The following is a 22,073-nucleotide window of genomic DNA, read 5'->3' on the forward strand; positions in this document are numbered from 1 at the left end:
TGGAACAACATCCGGAACGGTTTCCGAGACTCACCGCAGAACCACGCGCCGAGCGGGTTCAGGCGGAAGCTGGATTGCGCGCATATCACACGGTCACGTACGCAGCCCAACCGACACTGGCACGAACACTCGAGATCGAGACCGAAATCGAAATCGAAATCGAGGGTTCGAGACGGTTCGAGTCCGTCAGTCGGCATAAAGGCGGCCAGAGCGGCAGGGAGACACCCGTACCCATCCCGAACACGGAAGTTAAGCCTGCCAGCGTGCGAGGTAGTACTGGAGTGAGCGATCCTCTGGGAACACTGGCTCGCCGCCTACCCATTCATACTTCAGCGCCCACGAGGAGCGATCTCGTGGGCGCTTTTTATTTCGAACGCGCGAGCGATGCGACGGTCAATCGCTCGCCGAACAGCGGTACGCTCCCGTACCGCGACGGACCGCTAGGCTTAAACGCCGAAACGCAGTACGTAGAGGTGCGCCAAGGTGGCAGAGTCTGGCCGAACGCGTCCGCCTGCAGAGCGGATCATCGCCGGTTCAAATCCGGCCCTTGGCTTTCTACCCTATACCATAAAGGCCCAAGACGACTATGTCTTGGCATATCTTCGTTTTTGAAAGCGGTATCTCGGGAACACGACAGAAGTTTCAGAAGCACATCCATCGAAGGTCCACAAGCGACGTTCACGGGTGTCTCGCAGTACCGTCGTAGGGACAGATTCAGCGCGTCTCCCTATCGAGTATTTGGGACCGATATCAAAAATGGCCCTTCTCTGTAGACGGTCAGATTTCACCTCGGCTGGGATACGTCATCGTCGATCTTTGAAGTCGTCGAGCGCACGTCGGAACTCCTCTTCGTTGATCCGCGGTTCGGATATCGCCTGTGTTTCGAGTACGCTGGCGTATTGTTCGAATTCGCTGTCGCTTGGGTCGACCGCGAGCACGCAGTCGACGTACCCATCGAGCGCAGACCGCAAGGCCTTGGCGTAGTGATCGTATGCGGCGTCGATGCGGACGTGGTTGTCGTCGATTCCCTCGAACAGCGCACGGTAGACGGTTGCGGCCGCCCGGTAGCGCTCGCGCTCGCGGTACTGCTCGGCTACTTCGAAGAAGTGAGCAAAGTCGATGGCCTCTGTAACGACTGGATAGTCCTCGGTGTGCTGGTCGAACAGCTCCTCGATCTCGTCACGGTACTCTTTGACCGACTTGCCGCCGTCGCCGAACCGAGCGAGAAACTGCTCCCGTAGGTCCGGGTTTTCGGCGAGTGTATCGCGCACGAACGCGTGTAGGTCGTCGGACGAGACATCCTGGATAACCCGTTCGACGCGTTCGCTCTCCTCTTGGAGCGGATCGGCGACGACGTCCAGCAGCACTGCGACGACGTGCTTGCATTCGCCCGCTCCCTCGTAAGGACACGTACACCGCGCATCGATGGTGTGTTCGCCTAGATCGACGGTCACGTTGTACAGACTCGTCCCTTGAACCGCGGCTGTAACCACGTCGCCAAACTGTTCGATTCGCTGAATGCGCCCTTCGTTGCGGTAGTCCCGCCCGCGATCGAACACCGCGTCGGTACAGGTCTCCCGAATTTTTTCGTTGTTGAGGTCCACGATTGGGGAGGACTTGTTGGTCCTGTTCTCGTCCGTTCGCGGCTCTATTCATCTAATAGTTCGGTGACGCTCTCGACGGGGGCGTAGTAGCCACGTTCGTCCCGCCAGACCTCTAGCCATTCGTCCGCGGTTTCGCTGTCGATATGCTCGCGTTTGATGCCGAGGACGAGGAGGCCTATCGATCCAGTGACCGGCATATCCAGTTCCGTTGCAAGACGGCGTGCTGCGAGGTCGTCGGTGGCGATCGTCCCGTCGTGTTCAACGGCTCCCCGCAACGCTTCCGTTTCTCCTGGATCAAGTCGCTCATAGAGGCTCACCCTCCCTATTTCGGGTGGAACGTCACTGACTGCCAGTCCGTTGTCGAACGCCTCGACGGCGCTGGTCAGATACTCGTGACCGTGTTTGACTCCCCGTTCAATCTCGTCACGGACTGCGGGTACTACGATCGGAGCTTCGAGTAGGTGAACGAGAAATTTAACCGAGCTCGTACTGGCGAAATTACTGATGACAGTTGCGTCAGGGAAAACCGGTTGCGGGTATCCGTCCGGCATCTATTCGTCGAGGTCGAGTGCAACGTCGATCTCCCGCTGTAACTGGTCGTCAGTTCGTGGCCCGTAGAGAGACGTGAAGCCAGCGTCTTCCAGCACTTCTTCGAACTCCCATCGGGACAGTCCCGCCGCTTCGGCAGCACGTCCGAGCGAGAGGTCGCCGAGAACGTACCGACCCACCGCGGTCGCAAGTTCGTCGGAGGACTCACTACTGGAAGAGGCCATCGTACGTAGTAATCGGATCCACGGACCTAATAACCTATCGTGGGACGGGGGCACTCATCGACTCACCGGATTGCCATCCAATAGTAATCTAAGACAAAAACATCGATTCATCCGCTATCTGGGGCGATTTGGAGATATTTCACCTGATGTGATGGCTTATTATACTTAAAACACTGCCTTAATTCGGGCCCTTGGCTTGAATTTTCGATTTACAGTGACGACAACCCTCGGGTGCAGCGGGTCTGGAGTCAATCACACAGGCGTCGATCTCAGTTTCGCCCTTTGGGCCGAGGGTGTCAGACGGTTACCTCTTCTACGTATGCCGGTCGATATCCGACGAAGCGATCGTTACGGAGACCGCGCCATCACGGCGGCCGACTGACTCGACGCCGGCCTCTCGGATTCGATCCCCGGAGCCTGCGTGACGCTGACGACGAGTGGTCCGTCTCCCCGGTACAGGCGTCGTAGATACACGATATCGAGGAAGTAGACAGTAACGTCCGGAAGCGGGAAGTTCGCCCGCGCGTTTCAACTTGACCCGATGAGACACCAGTGGTCGTAACGAGACTCAGCGAACCGAGTCGACGAGTACCGACGTGGCGTACGCACCGCGTTCGGGGGCATCGAACGTCGGAATTCCGAGTTCCTCCATCCGCTGTCGGTCCGGTTCGAGCGGGTCGTACGGACCGGCAACGGTGAAGACGATCGGCTTGTCCAGTTCCGCCGAGAGCGTCTCGAGTTCGTCGATCGGGTAGCCGAGCGAGTGTTCGAAGATCTCATAGACGAGCACGATATCGACGTTGTCGTCCCGGGCGACAGTGTCGATGACTTCACCGAACTCGGGCATCGGTCGGCCCGTATCGACGGGGTTCTCGTCGTAGGTGAATCCGAGGAGCAGGTCGTCGAGTTGGTCTTGGGTCTCGGCGGTCAGTTCGGGGAAGGTAGCACCGCGCTCGGCGAGATAGTCGGCCATCATAATCCCGGGACCGGCCTGTGCGGTGACGAGACCGACGTTGGGGCCCGCCGGGGTGGGCGACTTTGCGAGGACGCGACTCGCATCGAGGAGTTCGGTCACCGACCCGGCCATCGCTCCTCCGTTGGCGGTGAGGATCTCTTCGTAGCGTTCGTACGTCTGGTTCGGTGCGGCCGTGTGCGCCTGCACGAAGTCGCGCATCCGGTTGCCTGATTTGAGTGCGACGATCGGGGTGGTCGCGTCCGAGACGACCTCGGCGAACTCGTCGATCTCGGTCGTTCCCTCGATGTGGAGTCCGATCGCCTTCGTCTGGGGATCTTCGTCGAGCTTCGGGATGACGTCAGCGAAATCAGTGTTCACGCGGTTCCCCAGGCCGTACATTCCGGAGATGCCATACCCCTCTCGTTCCAACTGGAACGTCGCCGTCACGCCGATGCCGCCGCTCTGTGCGACCACTGCGACGTCACCCTGCTCAATCTCGTCGAAGCCGGGGACGAACGAACTGAAGATGTTCTTGTGCGGGATGATGTGTCCGGCCGTGTTCGGGCCCAGGACCGCAATGTCGTACTCCTCGGCGGTCTGTCTGATCTCCGCCTGTCGCGTTTGGCCCGCTTCACCGGCCTCTGCGAATCCACCGGCGAAGACGACAGCGGCACCGACCCCGGCTCGTCCGCAGTCCTCGATGACGTCCGGCGTCGCTGGCGCCGGAACACAACAGAGCGCGAGGTCGGCGTCGGTATCGGCGACTGAGTCGACGAACTCGTATCCGTAGACCGTCCCGTCGCCCGACGGATTGACGGGATAGACCGGGCCGTCGAACTCCTTCGCGTTCGCCATCGCATCGTTGCCCAGTTTGCCCGGCGTCGCCGACGCCCCGATGACCGCGATACTCTGTGGATCGAACAGGTCCGAAATTCCCATAAGAAATTCATCGGATAGATGCTCAAGTAGACTTCGAAGCGATCCATACAAAATCATCGATCATAACAAACCGGGCCGTTCCCGTCGCCACCCCGTCGAACCCGACGATTGCCCGTTCTGATGGATCGGGTCGGGAGACCGGTGCATCACGCACGGGATCACGACGGCAGAATCGAACGACCGGCTGCTGGTCGCGGTGTGCCGACGCACCAGCGCCGTCGCCGGACCTGCTCGTTCCCGCTGGTTCGCGAAAACGGTAACCGTTATACGCCACGTGGTCAAATCCGGAGATATGCAACGACGTGCCGCGGCGATTTACGTCGCACTCTTCATCGTCATCGGTGCGGCCTCGTACTCCCTGATCGCGACGGCGCAAGCGCCACACGTCGAGTTCCAGAATCCGGAGTACGAGCTCGCGCAGGGCGATCAGTTCCAGGCCGGCGGACAGACCTACACGGTTTCGAGCATCTCTACCTCCGAGCAGGGCGGCGATCACGGTGGCGCGGTCACGACCGTCGTCGAGGGTGAACTCCAGTACACCAACGATTCGGCGCGCTACACCGCCACGTGGGAGAACAACACCACGCAGAGCTACGACGGGCAGGAGTGGCGCGTTCTCGTCGAGGACGCCGAAGAGCCGACCTCGCTCACCCTCCGTGAAGAGCTGAACGAGACGGCCATCCTGCAGGACGACCCCGATGCCAGCAGCGAGATGGTGACACAGAACGGAACCCAGTACGTCGTCCTCAACGACTCTGAACTCGTCGCCGCCGCCGAGTACTTCCCCGACCCCGAGACCCGGACGTACGCACAGGGCGACACCCTCGACTACGAGGGCAACAGCACCACCATCGACTCCGTGACCACGGATGCGGTCACGTTGGCGTGGAACGCGCCACGGACGAACACCATCGGCGTCAGCAACCACGACAACGTCACCCTCGACGGACAGACGTACCTCGCGCACTTCGCGGACGAGTCGACGCTGCAGTTGACCCAGGACTTCGAGAGCTACAACCAGCAGACCCAGGAGATCGATCAGTACACCCTCCACAAGAACGGGCTGTGGGGCGTGAGCATCCTTTCGTTCCTCACGGCGGTCTTTATGATCGGCTTCGCCTACCTCCCCTCGCGGTACTGATCACCGCACCCTCCTTTCGGTCGACTCGTCGAGTCACTCACCACTCCGTAACGTGCAGTAACGATCATTACTGATCGGAACTGTAATATGGGTGGGTCGCACTCACACGGGTATGTCGACTCAGCGACCGTCCGGCGTCGACGACGAGTGGTGTCCCGACTGCGGTGAGGAGATGTCGTTCACGGGCGTGCAACCGGCCGGCTACGCGCAGTTCTTCTGTGAGCAGTGCCGCTACCGTCGAGACACGTTCGTAGGGACGGCCGGCGACTGATCGGACCGCGGGACACCGACCCCGCGCGGTGACACCGGTGTCACTCCGTTATTTATGCTCCTGGCGGTGGTAGGACTGGTATGAGCGACGAAACGCCAGTCACTGCTGAGAAGCCCGACAGCCCGTTTCACACGACGGGGACCGACCACATCACCATCTGGGGGAGTAACGAAGAGGACACCGTCGCATTCTATCGTGACCTGCTCGGAATGCCGCTCGTCCTCCGACAACCGAACCTCGACGACCCCTCGCAGACGCATCTCTTCTTCGACACCGGCGACGGCCGCATCCTGACGGTGTTCGTCGGCGACCGCGCCTCGAACCGCGGGCCACAACGCGGTGGGACTGGCTCGGTCCACCACCTCTGTTTCAGCATCGCGCCCGAAGACTTCGAGGACGTCGCCGCCGCCCTCGACGACGCCGGTCGCAACTACAACGTCTTCGATCGGGGAATCTTCTTCTCGCTCTACACCCAGGACAACAACGGCCTCGTGATCGAACTGTCCACCGACAAGTACGACATCCCCGACGACCGCCGGGGCGACGTGCTCGCGAAGGCCCAGGAACTCCGCGTCGAAGACGGGGCGGACTACGCCAAAGACGAGCATATGAAAGCCGCCCTCGAGGCGTTAGGTCTCGACGCGACGGCACACGACCTCCCCGACGCGGCCTCGGGTGTCGGCGGCGTCAAGTAGCGGGACGTCCAGCGACGCCACCGGGTAAGCAGGGCGTCTAGCGAACCGAGACGGTCGTCCGAAGAGGCCGGACGCGTCGCGCGAGTCCGACCTTCGGCCCGAAAGACCCCCTACACCTCGACGAGCACTTTGATCGCCTCGCGCTCGTCCATCGCCCGGTACCCGTCTTCGATGTGTTCGAGATCGACCGTCTTCGTGAACACCGGCGCGGGATCGAGCGTTCCCTGCAACACGTCGGCCATCAGTTCCTCGGCATAGGCCCGAACGGGAGCGACGCCGCCCCGCAGCGTGACGTTGTCGCCGAAGAACGAGAAGAGGTCGAGTCCGCCGTCGAGGCCGTGCGGGACGCCGACGTAGCCGACGGTGCCGCCCGGTCGGCAGACCTCCACCGCCGCCTCCATCGAGGAGGCGGCTCCGACGCATTCGGCGACGTGGGAGGCGCCGCCACCCGTCAGTTCCCGCACGCGGTCGATGGCCGCTTCGCCCCGCTCTGCGACGACGTCGGTCGCACCGAACTCCTCGGCGAGTGCGAGGCGGTCCTCGTGGTGGCCGACGGCGACGATCTGCGACGCGCCGCGCCGATGCGCGGCGAGGACAGCGCACAGCCCCACAGCGCCATCACCGACGACCACGCACGTGTCTCCGGCGTCGACGCCGGCGCTCACGATCGCGTGGTGGCCCGTTCCCATCACGTCTGTCAGCGGGAGGAGCGACCGGAGGGCGTCCTCGTCGTCGGCGTACCGATCCGGCACGCGGACGAGGGTCCCGTCGGCGTTGGGACAGCGGACCTTCTCGCCCTGCGCGCCGCCGTTGTCGCCGCCCCAGCCGTCACTCTCGACGCAGGAGGTGTGGAGTCCCGTTCGACAGAACTCACAGGAGCCACAGCTGATTTTGAACGGCGCGAACACTCGGTCGCCGGGGGCCACCGAGCGGACGTCCTCGCCGACGGCCTCGACGATTCCCATCGGTTCGTGGCCGACTGTCGATCCCGGATCGCGGTCGCTCTCGCCGCGGTAGAACCACAGATCCGACCCGCAGACGGCGGTGTGAGTCACTCGCACGATGGCATCGTCCGGGCCGTCCAGTTCCGGTTCGGGAACGTCTTCGACACGGACGTCTCGCGGTCCGTGATAGACTGCTGCGCGCATACCGACGTTCTGTCGGGCGCGAGCAAAAGCCCGGGGATCGACCGCGCCGGCCGCGCGCCGCACCCGTGGGGCGAAAGGATTATACAATGATTTAGGCATACCTAAAATATGCACGAGACCGAATCGTCCGCAGGGACCGGAGCGAGCGCCGCCGTGTCGCATCCGGGCTCTCGACGGTCGTATCTGGAACGTCGTCGATCGCAATCGGCGTGGGAGGGGAACCGCCGTGCCTGACGTCGCGGCCGCCGTCTCGGATCTGACCGAAGCGCGCGGGCACGTCCGGGCGGAGCGACGCGCCACCGAGCGCCAGCATCGAGCCTTCGAACAGTTCCGCCAGACGGTCCGCGAGACCGATCCGGTCTCTGTCGGTGGCATCGAGGCGCGCCCGGCGTCGTCCGGCTGGACGACCGAGGCCACCGGAACGACCGGCGATCGATGCCGCCGGATCCGTTCGGCCTTCGAGGAGCAGGTCGTTCCCCACGTGGACGTGACGGCGTCGACTGGAGTCCGCGGCGCGCTGGCGAGCGAACTGAGCACTGAGGTCGCCGTCGCGCTCGCCGCCGAGGGGGGTGGGAATCAGTTTACCGAGCCGTTGCGCCAAGCGATCCTTGATCACGTCGGCCAACGTCTCGCAGAGAGCCGAGTGATGCTCCGGGCGCTCGACCGCGAGCGCTCGTCGCTGGACGACGCGGTCGCGGCGCTGAAACGCGCCGAGCGCTCACTCCCCTCCGCGGACGATTCGACCCGAATCCTGGCCGCCGACAGCGAACTGTGGGATCGCCGTACGACGGCGGTGGATCTGGCGGAGGAGCTCACCTCGGCGCTCCGCGCGCGGCAGTCCACGCTGGACGCCGTGACCGCCGCCGAAGTGAAGGCGGGCATCCCTCACGACACGGTGGTCGAGTACCTCTTCGGCGATCGCGACACCACGTACCCCGCGCTGGACGCGCTCCTCCGCGGGATCCGCGAGTGCCGGCGGCGACGTGATCGACTCGACGACGCGATCGGCGGCCGGTGATCGCCGTCGGTGACCACCTCTCCCACTCGAGCGAACCGCCGCTCGGAGTCGGTGAGGCCGTCGCGCTGGACGACCTCGCGTCGACGCGCTAGTCCTCTCCGATGTACAGCGGCGAGTCCGTGGTCGGACACGATTCGCGCCCGCAGACACCGGCCTCGTCACCGGCGCGCTCGACCCCCGACGAGAGCCGGTGGAGTTCCCACGTCGCCTCGTGTCCGGTCTCTGATCGGTGGGTCTCGATGACCCCACGTGCAGCCGCGAGTTTCTCGAACGTCTCCCGCAGGCCGCACTCCGGACACGTAACCGTCGCGCGCTTCCGATTCATTGTCGGAACCACGCCCGAGACGTACTTAACGCCGTGGTTCGTCCCACCGGCGGCTCTCAGCGCCGGCTGGGCTCCGGCTCTGTGTGACGCCTCTGTGATCGAGAGAGTCACACGTTCCATCGTCCGTGGCTATCAGGTCGTGACGACGGAGTCGGTGATCGTCCCGACGGCGCGCCGCCCGGTACTCTTCGGCGGCCCGCGCAGCGCGCTCGGCCGTTTCGCGGTCCGGAAACCGATGGCCGACAACGGGCACTGGCTGCACACCCGTCCGCGCACACACGACGGTGTACTCGCCAGCATCGGTCGCGAGCATCTCAATCTCGGTTCGGAGGGTCCTGAGAGAGGGAATCGGAGACACCTCGGCTCACACCGTAGTTGGGACCGGGCCGAGTGCCGTTCACTCGACGACGACAGTGCCAGTCATTCCGGCGGCCTCGTGGGGGATGCAGACGTACTCGTGGACTCCGGTTGTCTCGAAGGTGTGGACAAATGACTGGCCGGATTGGACCGCTCCGGTGCCATTCTCCCACCCGGACTCTGCGGCCGACTGCGACTCGAACCCACCAGAAGCCCAGTAGGTTGCACTGTCCGGCATTTCTTCTTCGTACGCCGTCACGGAGTGTGGTTCGCCGGCGCCGTGACTCCAGACTACTGTGTCGCCCTGTGAGACTGTGAGTTCGCTCGGCTCGAATGCCACTGCTTGCATCTCGATGATGTGGTCGGCGTCTTCGGGGATGCCTTCGACCACGTTCGGCCCACCCTGGAGAGCCGAACTGTCAACTCCCCCCGACGCTGATCCGTCGCCCGAGCCGCCGACTCCGCCAGCGAGATCCAGACCGAGCGGGAGGTCCTCGACGGCGTCGACGAGCGCGAACTGCGCGTACTGGGACGCGTCGGCGAACGCTTCGGCGGCTGCATTCACGTTGCCGTCCTCGTCGAGTGCGGTAATGTAGGCGTTCAGTTGCGCCTCGAACGTCTGGTAGGCGTTCCGGTCGGCCTCCTCGACGAGTTCGTGGACGCGTGCCTCCTCGAAGTGCGCGAAGACACCCTGCAGTACTCTGTTTGCGGCCTCCCCGTGAGAGCCGCTGCCCCCACTCTCGCCGACGATGGCGTAGACTGATGCGACGGCCTCAGCGTTGAACCGGGTCGCGGCTGAGGAGACGTCCCTGCCGTTACCGGCAGCGTCGATGAGTGCCGACAACGCGGACTCGAAGGTCTCGTACTGCGATTCGTCGGCCTCCTCCAGTGCTTCGTGGTAGCCGCCCGCACCGGACTCGAAGTGCTGGAAAGCACTCTGTCCGATCGCTTGCGCTCGTGCGTCGTCACCCAAGGCGGCGAGGACTGAGGCGTCGAAGCCGCGGGCAGCCATATAGCCCGCTTCGGCACCGCTCACCGTTGCGTCCGAGCCGGCAGCCGTCTCGAACTCGAGAAGCGTCGACTGCACCCCCTCGTAGTGGGTGACAACCGCGTCGTCGTCACCGGCGCTGAAGGCGTCGATGAGGCCACTGAGGTGTTCCTCCTCGAAACTCGCATACAGTTCCTCGCTGGTCGACTCCACAGTCTCGTGGAAGCCGAGTTCGTTCTCTTCGAAGCGCGCGAAGAGATCCTCGGCGATCGAGCCGGCGACCTCGCCCTCCCCACGGCGGTAGCGCTCCCGTGCGTCGGCGAACCGCGCCCGGAAGAATGCCGATTCGAGCAGCGGCGCGCTCGATCCCCCGAGCGCTTCGATCCCCGTTAGGAGGTTCGAGTCGACCGCCGCGAGCGCTTCGTCGGCACCGCTGGCATCGCCGGATTCGATTGCGGACTGAAGCGACGAGAGTCCGGATTCGAAGCCCTCGTACGCGTCCTCGTCTGCCGATTCGAGCGCCTCGTGGGCCCGGGCGCCCTCGAAGTGCGCGAAGACGTCTTGGACTATCGTCGACGCCCGGCCGGGCTCACCGACTGCCGCAAGCCAGCGGGCATCGTGGACGCGGGCCCGATAGATCGTGAGTCCCGCAGCGTGAGCGCCGTTCGTTGAGGATCCGCCCTCGCTGGCTAACGCGGCGGCATCCCAGCCGCGCGACTGAATCGCCGACAGGTGTCCAGTCCCGGCGTGGGTCTCCGTCGGCGCGACGACGTAGCTCCCCTCGATAGCGGCGACGAACGCAGCCGCCGCCTCGCTTCGGACCCCCTCGACGTCCCCACTTCCGGCTGCGGCGACGACTCCATCGAGTGCGCTCTCTAAGCGGCCGTAGACATCGCCATCGGCAGATTCGAGCGCCTCGGAGGCCGATGACGCCTCGAAGCGACTCCGGACCGCTTCGGCGACAGTCCCAGCGCTCTCGACGTCGCCGACGGTGGCAGCCATTTCGGCGTTTTGTGCCGTGACGCCGAGCAGCTGGAGGTCGAGCGCGTCGGCGGTGGCGCCGTCGACGACCGTCCGCTGTGCCGACGAGAGCGCATCGTCGGCGTCTATCGCCGCCTCGCGAGCGCGTTCGAGATTATCCGCGGCGAGTCCCTCGGTTCGGAGCGCGCCGAGTGCCTCCTCGAACCCTTCGTAATTACTCTCCCCGGTCGATTCGAGCACCTCGTGGGCACCGTACTCGCCGGTCGCTCCCTCGAACCGCGCGAAGGTGTTCTGGACAACCTGCGAGCCCGATCCCGGCTCACCGGCGACACCGAATGCCAGCGCGTCCCACACCCGGGCTCGGTAGGCGTTCCACTCGGCGGCGACAGCTGCATTCGCCGTGACCCCAACAGGATTCGACTTGCCCGTCTCGGTCCCAGTCTCGCTTTCGGAGCCCGTTTCGGTCGTCGTCCCAGTCGTTTGTAGGCTGCTACATCCTGCGAGGCCGAGCGTCGCCAATGCGGCCGCGCTGACCGATAACACGTCGCGTCTCTGCGGTGCCATATTTTTAGGCTAGCCTAAAACAACTTAGTCGCTTCGATTTTTAGGTGGGCCTAATCCTCGTCGATCGCCCGGTGGGGGGCGATATGGGGTCCGGTCGGGGCGTCGCCGTCGACGCTGGCATCGACACGGAAGACGTCCGAGAGGAGTTCCTCGGTGACGACGTCTCGCGGCGGGCCCCAGTCGTACGGTTCACCGTCTTTCATCGCGACGAGGTTGTCGGCGAAGCGGGCGGCCTGCCCGATGTCGTGGAGGACGACGCCGACGGTGACGCCCTGTTCGCGGTTGAGGGTCCGGATCACCTCCATCACGCGGAGCTGGTGGTGGAGATCTAGATACGTCGTCGGCTCGTCGAGGAGGAGCACGTCGGTCTCCTGTGCGAGGACCATCGCGATCCACGCGAGCTGTTTCTGGCCGCCGCTGAGGTTCTGCATCGTCTCGTTGCGCAGGTCTGCCACGCCCGCCAGTTCGATCGCACGCTCGACCGCCCGCCGATCGTCCGCCCCGACGGACTCGAAGAACCCCCGGTGGGGATACCGGCCGTGGTAGACGAGTTCCTCGACGGTGAGGCTGGCGGGGGAGTCGTGCTCCTGCGACAGGAGGCCGAGCCGCTGCGCCAGTTCCTTCGATTCGATCGACTGCACCGCCTCGCCGTCGATGCGGACTCGTCCCGCCTCAGGGGTGAGCTGGTCGGCCATCGCCTTCAGCAGCGTGCTCTTGCCGCTGCCGTTCGGGCCGACGAGGGCGGTGACCTCGCCCGCGGGCAGGAGGACGGCTTCGCACTCGACGACCGGCTCGTCGGTCGTCGGGTAGCCGATCGCGAGTTTCTCGCCGCGGAGTTCGACTGCGGATTTCCGCCTGTCGGCGGTGCCTCGCCCGGTCGCCCCGTTCGATTCAGGCGCTGGCTCGCTGCTCTCGCCGGTCGGATCCGTCCGTTCGAATCGGCCGTTGTCGTGCATCAGAGCTCACCGATATTCTGCTGCTTGCGCATAAGATAGAGGAAGTACGGGCCGCCGATCAGCCCGGTTACGACGCCGACGGGAATCTGCACCGGGCTCAACGCGAGGCGCGCGCCGACGTCGGCGACGACCATCAGCGCTGGCCCCAAGAACACACAGCCGAGGAGCAATCGCCGGTAGTCGCCGCCGACGACGAGGCGCACGACGTGGGGGATGACGAGCCCGAAGAACCCGACGACTCCCGCGACCGCGATGGCCGCACTCGCCGCCAGAATGGCGACGCCCGACAGCAGGAACCGGATGCGCTCGACCTGCATCCCCAGCGAGCTGGCTGTCTGCTCGCCGAGCAGGAGGACGTTCAACTGCCGCGCAGCGGCGAGCGCGAAGACGACGGCGACCAGCGTCGGAACGAGGGCGATCCGGAACTGCTCCCAGCCGACGCCGGTGAGCGAGCCAGTGATCCACGCGATGGCAGATTGCACGGTTCCGAGGTCGTCGGCGAAGAAGAACAGCCCCCGTTGCAGCGACTGGAACACCATATTGACGATCACGCCGGCCAGGACGAGTCTGACCGGACTCGTCCCGTTCTTCCACGCGATGACGTACACCAGCAGGAACGCGATCGTTCCCCCGAGGGCCGCAACGAGCGGGAGCAGCGGCGAGAGGCTGCTGAACACGACGAGGGTCAGAAGCACCGCGAACCCCGCGCCGGAACTCACGCCCAGGATGAACGGACTCGCCAGTTCGTTGCGCGTGACGGCCTGGAAGATGGCTCCGGACACCGCGAGGCTCATCCCGACGAGCACCGCGACGAACACCCGCGGCAGTCGGATGTTCCAGACGATGAGGCTCCGACGGTTCATCTCGGGGAGTTCGGTGCCGAACACGAACGCCTGCCACGCCTCGGGGTCGAACACCACCTCCGGGTTGAACACGGCCTGCCACGCCTGGAGCGCGGACATCGAGTAGGAGCCGAAGCTCACCTGAATCAGGCCGCCGGCGACGACGACCAGCACGCTCCCGAGACAGAGCGTGACCAGCGCGCTGTCGACTACCCCGGGCCACCGGCTCGAACTGTCGGCGTCGGCGGTGATCGCTCGCTCGCTCGCCGTCATCGCCGTTCGGTTCGGCTCGTCCCGTTCGTCGGCCACCGCTCCCACCGAGCAGGATCAGCGTCGCGGCGCATCACTCGAAGGTCCCGTCGACGACGTCGGCGACGCGCTGGCGGTCGAACAGTTCTCCCTCGAAGTCGTACAGCGCCCCCGCGAGCCGTTCGGTCACGAGCAGATTCGAGATGGGCCCCTGATACAGCGGCCCCGCGCGGTAGACGTCGTCGTTCGCGACCGCGGTGAGGTCGCGAGCGATCTCGTGCTCTCGCAGAAACGCGACGACCGTGTCGCGGAACTCCGTGCGGGATTTCGCCTCCTGGCCCCGGATCAACAGGACTTCGGGATCCACGTCGAGGAGGGTCTCGAAGTCGATCGCGCCGCGGCTGGCGTAGAAGTCCTTGACGGCCGTGTTCGCTAGCGCGTCTCTCACCTCGAGGTCGTTGAGGTGCTTGAAGCTCGTTCCCTCGTCGATGACGTACGGATAGAAGGTCTCGGGCTGGTCGCCGCCGCCCCAGACGACCGCCGCCGAGGGCCGTTCGCTCCGGGCGGGGACAACCGGGGCCAACGCCGCCTGGAAGTCGTCGTGGATCGCCTCGAACGCCTCGTAGCGCTCCTCCTCTTGGAACACCTGTGAGAGCTTCTCGAAGGCCTCGTACAGCGTGTAGTAGCGGTAGTCGTCGTGCCAGCCGTAGTTCCGCGAGAAGCTACTGTTGCCGAAGATCGGCCCGACCTGCGTCCGGAGTTCTTCGACGTCGCCTTCGCTCCATTCGCCGCGGTTCAGGAGGAAGTTCGGATCGAAGACGTGCACGTCGGCGTCCAGCGCGTAGAACTGTTCCTTCCCGACGCCACCGTCGCCCCAGAGCTTCTCGATCTCGCTCCCGTCGACGCTGACCCCGGGAATCTCGTCGTAGTACTGCGTGTGGTAGCGACTCGGCAGCCAGACGGCCGCCGGCGGCTCCTGTCCCAGCGCGATCCCCATATCCGCCCAGCTCCCGTTGTTGGCGACCCACGTGTCGGGAACCGACTCGAAGGCGACCGTTCCGACGGGGACCAACTCGACGCTGTATGACTCTCGATCGGACGATTCGGTGGGACTCTCTGCTCCGGCCTCGGTGCCAGTCGCGGCTTCTGTGTCGGTCGCCGTGGCGGCGTCTTCATCGCCTGTTCCCGACCGGCCGCTGCACCCCGCGAGTGCGCCTGCGGTCGCGATGCCGACGCCGTACCGGAGACAGTCTCGCCGCGTCGCCTGCTCCGTCCCGCTCCGTTCGTGTGACATACTCTTTAGGCCAGCCTAAATATTAAAGTCCCTTTCGAAGTTTCGGCGGGCCTAAACTCCGGCTCGTCTCCCGGAGCCGAATAACTATATACTATACATAGACAACATATCTATACTTATAACTATGTTCACCGTGGATTCGCGAGCCACTTTGCGCCACACTACCGGGTGGTAACGATGGCTGCGTTCGGTCTCGAGTCCCTCCCGATCGACACGAACGTGTTCAATCTCTTCGTCGCGGGCGCGCTGGGGATGTTGCTCGGCTTAGAGCGCGAGTGGTCGAACAAGTCCGCCGGGATCCGGACGTTCACACTCACGAGTCTCCTCGGAGTCGCGGCCGCCATCGTCGGCGGGCCCGTTCTCCTGGCCACCGGGGGCCTCCTGGTTCTGGTGCAGGGGGTCCTCCTCGGCGCTCGTGGCCTCCTCGCCGAAGCCACCAGCCCCGTTCGCTCCGTCGATTCAGCTGCCACTGACGATTCCGTCCATTCGACCGCCACTGACGATTCCGTCCATTCGACCGCTACTGAGGACGCAGCCGACGAGGGCGGGAGCCTCGCACTCACGACGTCGACGTCGCTCCTCGTCGCGTACGCCGTTGGCGTCCTCGTCGGAACCGACTACGTCCTCGTGGGGGTCGTCATCGCGATCACGTCGTCGTTCCTCCTGGTACTCCGTCGAGAACTGCACGCGTTCGCCAACCGCCTCTCACACCGAGAGGTCCGCAGTGCGGCGGAGTTCGCGATCATCGCGTTCGTCGTCTACCCGCTGCTGCCCGCCGGCACGTACGGTCCCTGGAACGCCATCGAGCCCCGGCTCATCTGGATGCTCGTGATCGCTGTCAGCGGCATCGGCTTCGCGAACTACGCCCTGATGCAGCGCTACGGCGGCCGGGGAATGCTCGTCACGGGCTTTCTGGGCGGGCTGGTGAACTCGACCGCCGTCATCGGCGAGATCGCCAACCGAGCCAAGACGAACGTCGACACGTTCGGGCTCGCGGTCGCGACGATCCTGATCGCGGACGCCGCGATGGCCGTTCGGAATCTCGTTATCGTGGTCGCGTTCGTTCCGCAGTCTGCGTTCGGCGTCGGGCTCCCGCTCGGGCTCATCGCCGTCGGCGGCCTGTTGTTGACGGGCTACGAGCGGACCTGGCGGGGAGAGATGGAACTCGACCTCGACTCGCCGTTCAGCAGCGCCAACGCACTGACGTTCGGACTCCTGTTTCTCGTCGTGCTCGTCGTCACCGCGGGCGCACAGCAGATTTTCGGCACCGCGGGATTTCTGGTGACGAGCTTCCTCTCCGGGTTGCTCTCCAGTGGGACCACCACCACGACGGCCGTCTCACTCGCGAGCACCGGGCAGGTCTCTCCCGCTGTCGCTGCGCAGGGCGTCCTCGCCGGCACGCTCGCGAGCATCTTGGTCAAAGTGTGGCTCGCGGTCGGCATCAACCGCGACCTGTTCCGTCCGGTCGTCCTCCGGTCGGCGTACCTCTCGCTCCTGGGGCTGGTCGGTGTCCTGGGCGTTCAGGTGCTGTGATGTCGGGCAGTGGCGCGGAGCGATGGGCTCAATCGCCCTTCGCCGGACGTTCGAGGGTGGGCTCCTCGACGTCGACTTTCGACTCCGTGAGCGTGCTCTCCCGCCACGTCCCGCGCCGATACCACGCGTAGGCGACGACCGCGCCGACGACGTTCGAGACGGCGAACGCGATCCAGATGCCCGTCTCTCCGATCTCGCCGGCGGCGATCCACGCGATCGGGAACCGGACGACGCCGAGCATGAACACGGAGATGGCCGCCGCGGTGAGCGTCCGCCCCGCCCCGCGGAGGCTTCCCGTGTACGCCCGCATAATCCCGATGAACCCGAAGCTCAGCGCCACGTAGCGGAGGAACCGGGTCGTGACGTCGACGACGGCGGGATCGGTGGTGAACAGATCCGCGATGGTCGGGGCGGCCATCCACGCCAGGACACCAGCGCCGGTGAGCACGACGAAGAGGACCTTCGCCGCTAGCCCAGCCGCGGTCGCTGCCCGTTCTGGTTTGTCGGCGCCGACGTTCTGGCCGGTCATCGTCTCGACGCCGCGCGCGACCGCGATGGCGGGCAGGAAGATGACTGAGAACACGCGCGTCCCGATGCCGTACGCGGCGATGACCGTGTCCGGGAACAGCGCGACGATGACCAAGAGCAGATTCATCGACAGCGCTCGGCCCGTGCCCTCGACCGACGCCGGAACTCCGATTCGGGCGAGTCGGCGGAGGGACGCGAGATCCGGCGCCATATCGCGGAGCCGGATCTGGACGCCACGGTTCCCACGGAACATAATCGCCAGCCCGACGACGAGGGCCAGCGCCCGCGAGAACACGGTCGCGACGGCCGCGCCGGTGATGCCCGAGCCAGTGTAGCCGGTCGCCACGAGCAACGACGCCTCCAGGCCACCGAGCCCGAGCATCCCGAACAGGGGGTTCCCGGCGAACCCGAAGATCAGGAAGGGGTCGAGGACGATGTTCAACACGACCGACCCGAACATCACGAGCATCGGCGTGATGGTGTCGCCGTAGCCGCGCATCAGCGCGATGAAGACGAAGAAGCCGAACATGAAGACGAGCCCGAGCGAGATGACTTCCATATAGCTCGTCGCCATCGGGAGGACGTCTTCTGAGGCCCCCAACAGTTCGAGGAACGCGTCGACGCCGACGTAGCCGACGGCTCCGAGGAGGATCGAACCGACGATCGCAAACGAAACCGTCTGTGAGGCGGCGTACTCGGCTTCGCGCTCCTCGCCCGCGCCAGTGAACTGCGCGACGAGGACGCTGCCGGCGACGGAGATGCCCATCCCGAGCGAGATCAGCAGAAAGACCATCGGGAAGGCGAAACTGATCGCCGCCAGCGCGTCGGTGCTGTACTGGCCCAGCCAGAACGTGTCCGCGAGGTTGTACGCCGTCTGGAAGAGGTTCGTCACCACGATCGGCATCGACAGGAAGAACAGCGGCTTCGCGATGTCGCCGGACGTGAGATCGAACTCTTCGGGACCCTTGAACAGGGAACTGACCCGATTCAGGAGCCCCATCAGCGCGTCGCCTCCGGTGTGAGGGCGTCTCCCGCGCCGGCTCGCCGCGCGGGGCGTCGGGAGCCGACCGCGAGATCGACAGGTCCGTTCCGGCTGGGCGCTCGGGACATCGTCTCCGAGGCCTCGGCCGGCGTATCGTCGTCCATTGTGTCAGTATCGTACTTACTGACCAGTTAGTCAAAAGGCTTTGGAACCCGAAACAATCACGAAAATTGATCCTATCCGGATCGAATCGCCGGAATACGACTGACCGACGCGTTTGATACGTCTCCACATCCCTTCGGTCACAACGATTATCCTACCGCGGGAGCAAGCGAAGGCCGATGGCCGAACCATCGGACCGGTCCGCCGGCGGGCCGAACGAGGAGATTATGCAGGCGACCTACGAGGCGCTTCGCCAGCACGGCTACGCCGACCTGACGATCAAGCGGATCGCCGACGAGTACGGCAAATCGACGGCCGCGATTCACTATCACTACGACACCAAAGAGGCTCTGCTCGCCGCCTTCCTCGACTACCTCCTCGAACGATTCGTCGACTCGATCCGCGAGATCGAGACGACAGATCCCGAAGCGCGACTCGAACTGCTCTTGGACGAACTCCTCGTCACCCCCCAGGAGAACCGAGCCCTCTCTGTCGCGCTCCTCGAAATGCGAGGGCAGGCTCCCCACAAGAACGCCTTCGAGGATCGCTTCCGGCAGAACGACGAGTACATCCGATACATGCTCAAGGCAGTCATCAACCACGGCATCGACGAGAACGTGTTCCGCGATGTCGACGCCGATCACGTCACCCGATCGCTGATGACCATCGTCGACGGGGCTCGGACCCGCTCGGTCGTGCTGGACGACGTCGGCGCGTTCGAGACTGCCCGGGAGACCGCTCGCGAGTACGTCGACGCGACGCTCCGGTAACCCCATCGAGCGCCCTCGCTCCGCGTACCGAGGCGTACTGACCAGCCCGGTGCAGGGGATCCGCCACGAAGCGAGACACGGCTCGTTCACACGGATACACCACAAAACGGACCCGACGGGCGCTGGTTCGACTGTCGAACGACTTCATCTTTCAGGCGTCAGACGGTCGAAATCGACGTCCTGAAAACGGTGATTTCTGACGTCTCTCACCCGGCCCATCCATAGCAACATCTACACTCGTGCAGTGTCGAGATTGGAGCGAATGGCCGACTCGTTGTGGTGCCCGTCGGTCGAAGACGTCGTCGCCATCCACGACGACATCGTCGCGGAGTACTCCGATACTCCCGCCGGTATTCGGAACCGTGGCGACATCGAGTTCGCATTAGACTACATCGAAGCGGGCAGCTTCGACTCCGCACCGGAAACTATCCACGAAAAGGCGTTCCACCTCCTCCGATTCCTCGTCGCCAATCACCCGTTCGTCGATGCGAACAAACGGACCGCACTCAACGTGACGGTCGTCTTCTACTTCCTCAACGGGTATCGGTTCGAGTACGACGACGAAGTGAGAACGATCCTGAAAGAATTCGGGACCGACGAAGCGGCGGTTGATGAGGAGGACACCACCAAGTATCTCCGATCCCACACGGAAGAGCTGGATCTGGCCGGCGAGATCGAGGAATGGCGAGAGGAACTCGTCCGGTACGGGCTCGATCAGTTGACCGGCGATTCCTCGGATCCGAATGATTAACGGCGTTCGACGCGTCCATTCAGGTATGGCCACCGAAGAAGGCGCAGAAACGACCTCCCCGCTTGACGACGTGATGGCGGACATCCGGCGGGAACTGGTTCGGCGGGTCGCGGCGGACGACCGAGATTCGAACCGGGACATTTACGACGCTCTCGAAGACGAATAACCGGACTGTACTGAGAGATCGTTAGTCGGATCCGGTCAGAGCAATTAATCCGCGAGAGATTTTCTCTATCGAACCCAGCGTTGCCTGTACGCGATCCCCACCGATGCACCACTGAACATCACCTGTCGAACGAAAGCACGCGCCTTGGAGTATTTCGGTGTCGACCCCGCCGCTGTCATACGATGAGAACGATACGGACCCGACGGAATTTGAACCTCGGTCGCTCACTCCGTTCGCTCCCTGCTTCAAATCCCGCAGGTTGCGTTTTCACTACTCACTTCGTTCGCAGGAAAACGGACCCGACGGGATTTGAACCCGCGACATCCTGGTCCGGAACCAGGGACTCTGTCCACTGAGCTACGGGCCCTCGAAGACGAGTAGACCGGCCGGTGGTATAACGATTGTGAACGGAAACGAGAGACGCCGTGAACGCAACAGGGAGCAGTCTCAGGGCGCTTCGCCGGTCTCGATCGTGAAGTCCGCGCGGGGGTACGCGACGCAGGTGAGGGTGTAGCCGTCGTCGAGTTCGGCGTCGTCGAGCATCTGCTGGTTGTCGTGTTCGACGTAGTCTTCGGCGTTGCCACCGGAGGTGATCTGGCCGGCGCAGGAGACGCACTGGCCCTGTCGGCACGCGTAGGGGAGGTCCCAGCCCTCGTCCTCGCCCTGATCGAGGAGCGGTTCGTCGTTCGCGACTTCGATCGTCTCGCCCTGCTTGGCGAACTCGACCTCGAAGTACTCGATCTCGTCTTCCGGGATGTCGCCGGGATCGGACTCCTCGGCCTCGCCGGCCTCTTCGAGTTCAGCGCCCTCCTCGCCACCGGTGACCGCCCCTGCGGGGGCTGCGCCGCCGCCGATGGATCGGTTCATCGGTTCCGGGAAGTCTGTCTCCGGGAGCGTGCTCGCCCGCTGTTCGAGCACCTCCTGCGAGATGTCGCCGGTGGCCGTCCACCCGGTACCGCGAGCGTAGTGGATCGCCACCACGAGGAGCGTCAGGGTCACCCCGAGACCCAGCCCCACGAAGTTGATTTCGACCATATCGGCGCTACGGAATCGGGGGTTAAGGAAATTGTGATTGTCGCGTCGGTGCCGCCACGAACGGCGAGATTCTGGCACTCACTCGCCGCGCCGTTTCACGTCGTGTCGACCGAAGCCGTAGCGAAGCCGGTTCGCGAGCCGGCGGGCGAAGCGGCCGTCGTCGGCTCGACTGCCGAAGCGCTCAGCGAGGGCCTGATAGATCAGCGGCACCGGCACCTCCTGTTCGAGGGCCTCCTGGACGGTCCAGGTCCCGGTCGATCCCCCGGCCACGTGGTCGGCGACGTCGCCCAGGTCGTTGCCCTCCTCGCGGAAGGCCTCCTCGCAGAGTTCCAAAAGCCACGAACGGATGACCGCACCGTTGTTCCACGTCCGGGCGACCGACTCCAGATCGAGATCGTACCGGCCGTTCGCGAGGAGTTCGAAGCCCTCGCCGTAGGCCTGCATCAGCGCGTACTCGACGCCGTTGTGGACCATCTTGACGTAGTGACCCGATCCGCTCGCGCCCATCCGGTCGTGACCCGCTGGCCCGGTCGCGACGGCGTCGAAGACGGGCGTCAGCGCCTCGTAGGCCCACTCGGGGCCGCCGATCATCAGCGAGAAGCCGCGTTCGGCGCCGGCCGGCCCGCCGGAGGTCCCACAGTCGAGGTACGCCGCGTCGGTCGATTCGGCGCGCCGCACCGACGCCTCGAAGTGGGAGTTGCCGCCGTCGACGACGACGTCGTCGGCAGCGAGATGCGGGTCGAGTTCTTCGAGGGTCGCGTCCACGGCCTCGCCGGCGGGTACCATCAGCCAGATTCGCTTCTCCTCGCCGAGGCGGTCGGTGAGGTCCGCGAGGTCCTCAGCGGGGGTCGCGCCCGCGTCGGCAGCCGTCGCGACGGCCTCCGCGTCGAGGTCGAACGCCACTACGTCGTGTCCGGCGTCGATCACGCGGTCGACGACGATCTGTCCCATCCGGCCGAGGCCGACGACGCCAAGTTGCATACCAGCGCTTCCGCCCCCGGGCGAAGTAGTGATTGCGGTTTCCCGCGGTGTCGAGTCGGCCGCCC

At 64.6% G+C, this 22,073-nt stretch carries 24 protein-coding genes, 2 tRNA genes and 1 rRNA gene; 11 read left to right on the plus strand and 16 right to left on the minus strand.

All coding sequences use genetic code 11. The features are described 5' to 3' along the window. Positions 1 to 197: 197 nt before the first annotated feature. Together rrf and BLU74_RS16965 are read left to right on the plus strand one after the other, a co-directional pair. A 5S ribosomal RNA gene (gene rrf / locus BLU74_RS16960) occupies positions 198 to 319 on the plus strand. Between the two features lie 158 nt (positions 320 to 477). Then, positions 478 to 553 (plus strand) — tRNA-Cys (locus BLU74_RS16965). A 250-nt stretch (positions 554 to 803) separates the two neighbouring features. On the opposite strand, the gene BLU74_RS16970 is transcribed toward BLU74_RS16965, so the two are convergent. From BLU74_RS16970 to BLU74_RS16985, 4 genes are all read right to left on the minus strand, one after another. Next, the gene (locus BLU74_RS16970; RefSeq protein WP_089769497.1) at positions 804 to 1,604 is read right to left on the minus strand and encodes an SWIM zinc finger family protein; all 801 of its coding nucleotides are present in this window, start codon (positions 1,602 to 1,604) and stop codon (positions 804 to 806) included. A gap of 44 nt (positions 1,605 to 1,648) precedes the next feature. Beyond that, a complete protein-coding gene (locus tag BLU74_RS16975) occupies positions 1,649 to 2,155 on the minus strand; it encodes a PIN domain-containing protein (RefSeq protein WP_089769499.1) in 507 nt (168 codons plus the stop codon). Next, on the minus strand, positions 2,156 to 2,377 hold the full coding sequence (locus BLU74_RS16980; RefSeq protein ID WP_089769501.1) for a UPF0175 family protein: 222 nt from the start codon (positions 2,375 to 2,377) through the stop codon (positions 2,156 to 2,158). Positions 2,378 to 2,945: 568 nt separating this feature from the next. Continuing rightward, entirely contained in the window at positions 2,946 to 4,271 is a 1,326-nt protein-coding gene (locus BLU74_RS16985) for a CoA-binding protein (protein WP_089769503.1), read from the minus strand. Between the two features lie 292 nt (positions 4,272 to 4,563). On the opposite strand from BLU74_RS16985, the gene BLU74_RS16990 reads away from it, so the two are divergent. The 3 genes from BLU74_RS16990 (at position 4,564) to BLU74_RS16995 (ending at position 6,378) form a co-directional block, all read left to right on the plus strand. Beyond that, the gene (locus BLU74_RS16990; RefSeq protein ID WP_089769505.1) at positions 4,564 to 5,412 is read left to right on the plus strand and encodes a hypothetical protein; all 849 of its coding nucleotides are present in this window, start codon (positions 4,564 to 4,566) and stop codon (positions 5,410 to 5,412) included. 112 nt (positions 5,413 to 5,524) lie between these two features. Continuing rightward, complete coding sequence (locus tag BLU74_RS19100; protein WP_175454691.1) at positions 5,525 to 5,683, plus strand: HVO_2142 family zinc finger protein; 159 nt, start codon at positions 5,525 to 5,527, stop codon at positions 5,681 to 5,683. Between the two features lie 80 nt (positions 5,684 to 5,763). Next, on the plus strand, positions 5,764 to 6,378 hold the full coding sequence (locus tag BLU74_RS16995; protein WP_089769507.1) for a VOC family protein: 615 nt from the start codon (positions 5,764 to 5,766) through the stop codon (positions 6,376 to 6,378). 110 nt (positions 6,379 to 6,488) lie between these two features. Here the strand turns inward: BLU74_RS16995 and BLU74_RS17000 are convergent, their stop codons facing one another. Further along, a complete protein-coding gene (locus tag BLU74_RS17000; RefSeq protein ID WP_089769509.1) occupies positions 6,489 to 7,526 on the minus strand; it encodes a zinc-dependent alcohol dehydrogenase family protein in 1,038 nt (345 codons plus the stop codon). A gap of 108 nt (positions 7,527 to 7,634) precedes the next feature. Between BLU74_RS17000 and BLU74_RS19525 the strand changes: the two genes are divergently transcribed. After that, the gene (locus tag BLU74_RS19525; protein WP_281241872.1) at positions 7,635 to 7,760 is read left to right on the plus strand and encodes a hypothetical protein; all 126 of its coding nucleotides are present in this window, start codon (positions 7,635 to 7,637) and stop codon (positions 7,758 to 7,760) included. After that, positions 7,753 to 8,544 carry a DUF7260 family protein gene (locus BLU74_RS17005; protein ID WP_089769511.1) on the plus strand — a complete coding sequence of 264 codons (792 nt, stop codon included), beginning with the start codon at positions 7,753 to 7,755 and terminating at the stop codon, positions 8,542 to 8,544. The genes BLU74_RS19525 and BLU74_RS17005 overlap by 8 nt, the downstream gene beginning before the upstream one ends. A gap of 88 nt (positions 8,545 to 8,632) precedes the next feature. On the opposite strand, the gene BLU74_RS17010 is transcribed toward BLU74_RS17005, so the two are convergent. The 6 genes from BLU74_RS17010 to BLU74_RS17035 form a co-directional block, all read right to left on the minus strand. Beyond that, positions 8,633 to 8,869 carry a DUF7542 family protein gene (locus BLU74_RS17010; protein ID WP_089769512.1) on the minus strand — a complete coding sequence of 79 codons (237 nt, stop codon included), beginning with the start codon at positions 8,867 to 8,869 and terminating at the stop codon, positions 8,633 to 8,635. A 25-nt stretch (positions 8,870 to 8,894) separates the two neighbouring features. After that, positions 8,895 to 9,182, minus strand: a complete 288-nt coding sequence (locus BLU74_RS19710) for a DUF7552 domain-containing protein (RefSeq protein WP_089769514.1) — start codon at positions 9,180 to 9,182, stop codon at positions 8,895 to 8,897. A gap of 84 nt (positions 9,183 to 9,266) precedes the next feature. Next, positions 9,267 to 11,759, minus strand: coding sequence for a DUF5059 domain-containing protein (locus tag BLU74_RS17020; protein ID WP_089769516.1), 2,493 nt, complete (start codon positions 11,757 to 11,759; stop codon positions 9,267 to 9,269). Positions 11,760 to 11,809: 50 nt separating this feature from the next. Then, a complete protein-coding gene (locus tag BLU74_RS17025) occupies positions 11,810 to 12,715 on the minus strand; it encodes an ABC transporter ATP-binding protein (protein ID WP_089769517.1) in 906 nt (301 codons plus the stop codon). Continuing rightward, positions 12,715 to 13,830, minus strand: a complete 1,116-nt coding sequence (locus tag BLU74_RS17030; protein ID WP_089769580.1) for a FecCD family ABC transporter permease — start codon at positions 13,828 to 13,830, stop codon at positions 12,715 to 12,717. The genes BLU74_RS17025 and BLU74_RS17030 overlap by 1 nt, the downstream gene beginning before the upstream one ends. Positions 13,831 to 13,900: 70 nt before the next feature. Further along, positions 13,901 to 15,100, minus strand: a complete 1,200-nt coding sequence (locus BLU74_RS17035; RefSeq protein ID WP_089769519.1) for an ABC transporter substrate-binding protein — start codon at positions 15,098 to 15,100, stop codon at positions 13,901 to 13,903. Positions 15,101 to 15,277: 177 nt separating this feature from the next. Between BLU74_RS17035 and BLU74_RS17040 the strand changes: the two genes are divergently transcribed. Further along, positions 15,278 to 16,633, plus strand: coding sequence for an MgtC/SapB family protein (locus BLU74_RS17040; protein ID WP_089769521.1), 1,356 nt, complete (start codon positions 15,278 to 15,280; stop codon positions 16,631 to 16,633). 28 nt (positions 16,634 to 16,661) lie between these two features. Here BLU74_RS17040 and BLU74_RS17045 read toward each other — a convergent pair whose 3' ends face one another. Together BLU74_RS17045 and BLU74_RS19105 are read right to left on the minus strand one after the other, a co-directional pair. Further along, a complete protein-coding gene (locus BLU74_RS17045) occupies positions 16,662 to 18,161 on the minus strand; it encodes an MATE family efflux transporter (RefSeq protein WP_089769523.1) in 1,500 nt (499 codons plus the stop codon). Next, positions 18,161 to 18,307: a hypothetical protein gene (locus BLU74_RS19105; protein ID WP_175454692.1), complete on the minus strand. Its 147-nt coding sequence runs from the start codon at positions 18,305 to 18,307 to the stop codon at positions 18,161 to 18,163. Before BLU74_RS19105 ends, BLU74_RS17045 begins: the two co-directional genes overlap by 1 nt. A 177-nt stretch (positions 18,308 to 18,484) precedes the next feature. Here BLU74_RS19105 and BLU74_RS17050 point away from each other — a divergent pair, with 177 nt between their 5' ends. From BLU74_RS17050 to BLU74_RS19110, 3 genes are all read left to right on the plus strand, one after another. Further along, positions 18,485 to 19,075, plus strand: a complete 591-nt coding sequence (locus tag BLU74_RS17050) for a TetR/AcrR family transcriptional regulator (RefSeq protein WP_089769525.1) — start codon at positions 18,485 to 18,487, stop codon at positions 19,073 to 19,075. 262 nt (positions 19,076 to 19,337) lie between these two features. Then, positions 19,338 to 19,826, plus strand: a complete 489-nt coding sequence (locus tag BLU74_RS17055) for a type II toxin-antitoxin system death-on-curing family toxin (protein WP_089769527.1) — start codon at positions 19,338 to 19,340, stop codon at positions 19,824 to 19,826. Between the two features lie 25 nt (positions 19,827 to 19,851). Then, positions 19,852 to 19,992 carry a hypothetical protein gene (locus BLU74_RS19110; RefSeq protein ID WP_175454693.1) on the plus strand — a complete coding sequence of 47 codons (141 nt, stop codon included), beginning with the start codon at positions 19,852 to 19,854 and terminating at the stop codon, positions 19,990 to 19,992. Positions 19,993 to 20,286: 294 nt separating this feature from the next. Here BLU74_RS19110 and BLU74_RS17060 read toward each other — a convergent pair. From BLU74_RS17060 to gnd, 3 genes are all read right to left on the minus strand, one after another. Next, positions 20,287 to 20,359: transfer RNA gene (locus BLU74_RS17060), tRNA-Arg, on the minus strand. 80 nt (positions 20,360 to 20,439) lie between these two features. Further along, positions 20,440 to 21,027 carry a 2Fe-2S iron-sulfur cluster-binding protein gene (locus BLU74_RS19530; RefSeq protein ID WP_089769529.1) on the minus strand — a complete coding sequence of 196 codons (588 nt, stop codon included), beginning with the start codon at positions 21,025 to 21,027 and terminating at the stop codon, positions 20,440 to 20,442. Positions 21,028 to 21,105: 78 nt separating this feature from the next. After that, the gene (gnd, locus tag BLU74_RS17070) at positions 21,106 to 22,008 is read right to left on the minus strand and encodes a phosphogluconate dehydrogenase (NAD(+)-dependent, decarboxylating) (RefSeq protein ID WP_089769531.1); all 903 of its coding nucleotides are present in this window, start codon (positions 22,006 to 22,008) and stop codon (positions 21,106 to 21,108) included. Positions 22,009 to 22,073: the final 65 nt, after the last annotated feature.

Origin of the sequence: Halobellus clavatus (genome assembly GCF_900107195.1) — an archaeon.
Classification (GTDB): domain Archaea; phylum Halobacteriota; class Halobacteria; order Halobacteriales; family Haloferacaceae; genus Haloquadratum; species Haloquadratum clavatum.

Excerpts from the sequence above, each read along its gene's own strand:
- BLU74_RS16975 (WP_089769499.1), bottom strand. The coding sequence starts at position 2,155 with ATGCCGGACGGATACCCGCAACCGGTTTTCCCTGACGCAACTGTCATC.
- BLU74_RS16980 (WP_089769501.1), bottom strand. The coding sequence starts at position 2,377 with ATGGCCTCTTCCAGTAGTGAGTCCTCCGACGAACTTGCGACCGCGGTG.
- BLU74_RS16985 (WP_089769503.1), bottom strand. The coding sequence starts at position 4,271 with ATGGGAATTTCGGACCTGTTCGATCCACAGAGTATCGCGGTCATCGGG.
- BLU74_RS16990 (WP_089769505.1), top strand. The coding sequence starts at position 4,564 with ATGCAACGACGTGCCGCGGCGATTTACGTCGCACTCTTCATCGTCATC.
- BLU74_RS19100 (WP_175454691.1), top strand. The coding sequence starts at position 5,525 with ATGTCGACTCAGCGACCGTCCGGCGTCGACGACGAGTGGTGTCCCGAC.
- BLU74_RS16995 (WP_089769507.1), top strand. The coding sequence starts at position 5,764 with ATGAGCGACGAAACGCCAGTCACTGCTGAGAAGCCCGACAGCCCGTTT.
- BLU74_RS17000 (WP_089769509.1), bottom strand. The coding sequence starts at position 7,526 with ATGCGCGCAGCAGTCTATCACGGACCGCGAGACGTCCGTGTCGAAGAC.
- BLU74_RS19525 (WP_281241872.1), top strand. The coding sequence starts at position 7,635 with ATGCACGAGACCGAATCGTCCGCAGGGACCGGAGCGAGCGCCGCCGTG.
- BLU74_RS17010 (WP_089769512.1), bottom strand. The coding sequence starts at position 8,869 with ATGAATCGGAAGCGCGCGACGGTTACGTGTCCGGAGTGCGGCCTGCGG.
- BLU74_RS19710 (WP_089769514.1), bottom strand. The coding sequence starts at position 9,182 with ATGCTCGCGACCGATGCTGGCGAGTACACCGTCGTGTGTGCGCGGACG.
- BLU74_RS17020 (WP_089769516.1), bottom strand. The coding sequence starts at position 11,759 with ATGGCACCGCAGAGACGCGACGTGTTATCGGTCAGCGCGGCCGCATTG.
- BLU74_RS17025 (WP_089769517.1), bottom strand. The coding sequence starts at position 12,715 with ATGCACGACAACGGCCGATTCGAACGGACGGATCCGACCGGCGAGAGC.
- BLU74_RS17030 (WP_089769580.1), bottom strand. The coding sequence starts at position 13,830 with ATGACGGCGAGCGAGCGAGCGATCACCGCCGACGCCGACAGTTCGAGC.
- BLU74_RS17035 (WP_089769519.1), bottom strand. The coding sequence starts at position 15,100 with ATGTCACACGAACGGAGCGGGACGGAGCAGGCGACGCGGCGAGACTGT.
- BLU74_RS17040 (WP_089769521.1), top strand. The coding sequence starts at position 15,278 with ATGGCTGCGTTCGGTCTCGAGTCCCTCCCGATCGACACGAACGTGTTC.
- BLU74_RS17045 (WP_089769523.1), bottom strand. The coding sequence starts at position 18,161 with ATGGGGCTCCTGAATCGGGTCAGTTCCCTGTTCAAGGGTCCCGAAGAG.
- BLU74_RS19105 (WP_175454692.1), bottom strand. The coding sequence starts at position 18,307 with ATGGACGACGATACGCCGGCCGAGGCCTCGGAGACGATGTCCCGAGCG.
- BLU74_RS17050 (WP_089769525.1), top strand. The coding sequence starts at position 18,485 with ATGGCCGAACCATCGGACCGGTCCGCCGGCGGGCCGAACGAGGAGATT.
- BLU74_RS17055 (WP_089769527.1), top strand. The coding sequence starts at position 19,338 with ATGGCCGACTCGTTGTGGTGCCCGTCGGTCGAAGACGTCGTCGCCATC.
- BLU74_RS19110 (WP_175454693.1), top strand. The coding sequence starts at position 19,852 with ATGGCCACCGAAGAAGGCGCAGAAACGACCTCCCCGCTTGACGACGTG.
- BLU74_RS19530 (WP_089769529.1), bottom strand. The coding sequence starts at position 21,027 with ATGGTCGAAATCAACTTCGTGGGGCTGGGTCTCGGGGTGACCCTGACG.
- gnd (WP_089769531.1), bottom strand. The coding sequence starts at position 22,008 with ATGCAACTTGGCGTCGTCGGCCTCGGCCGGATGGGACAGATCGTCGTC.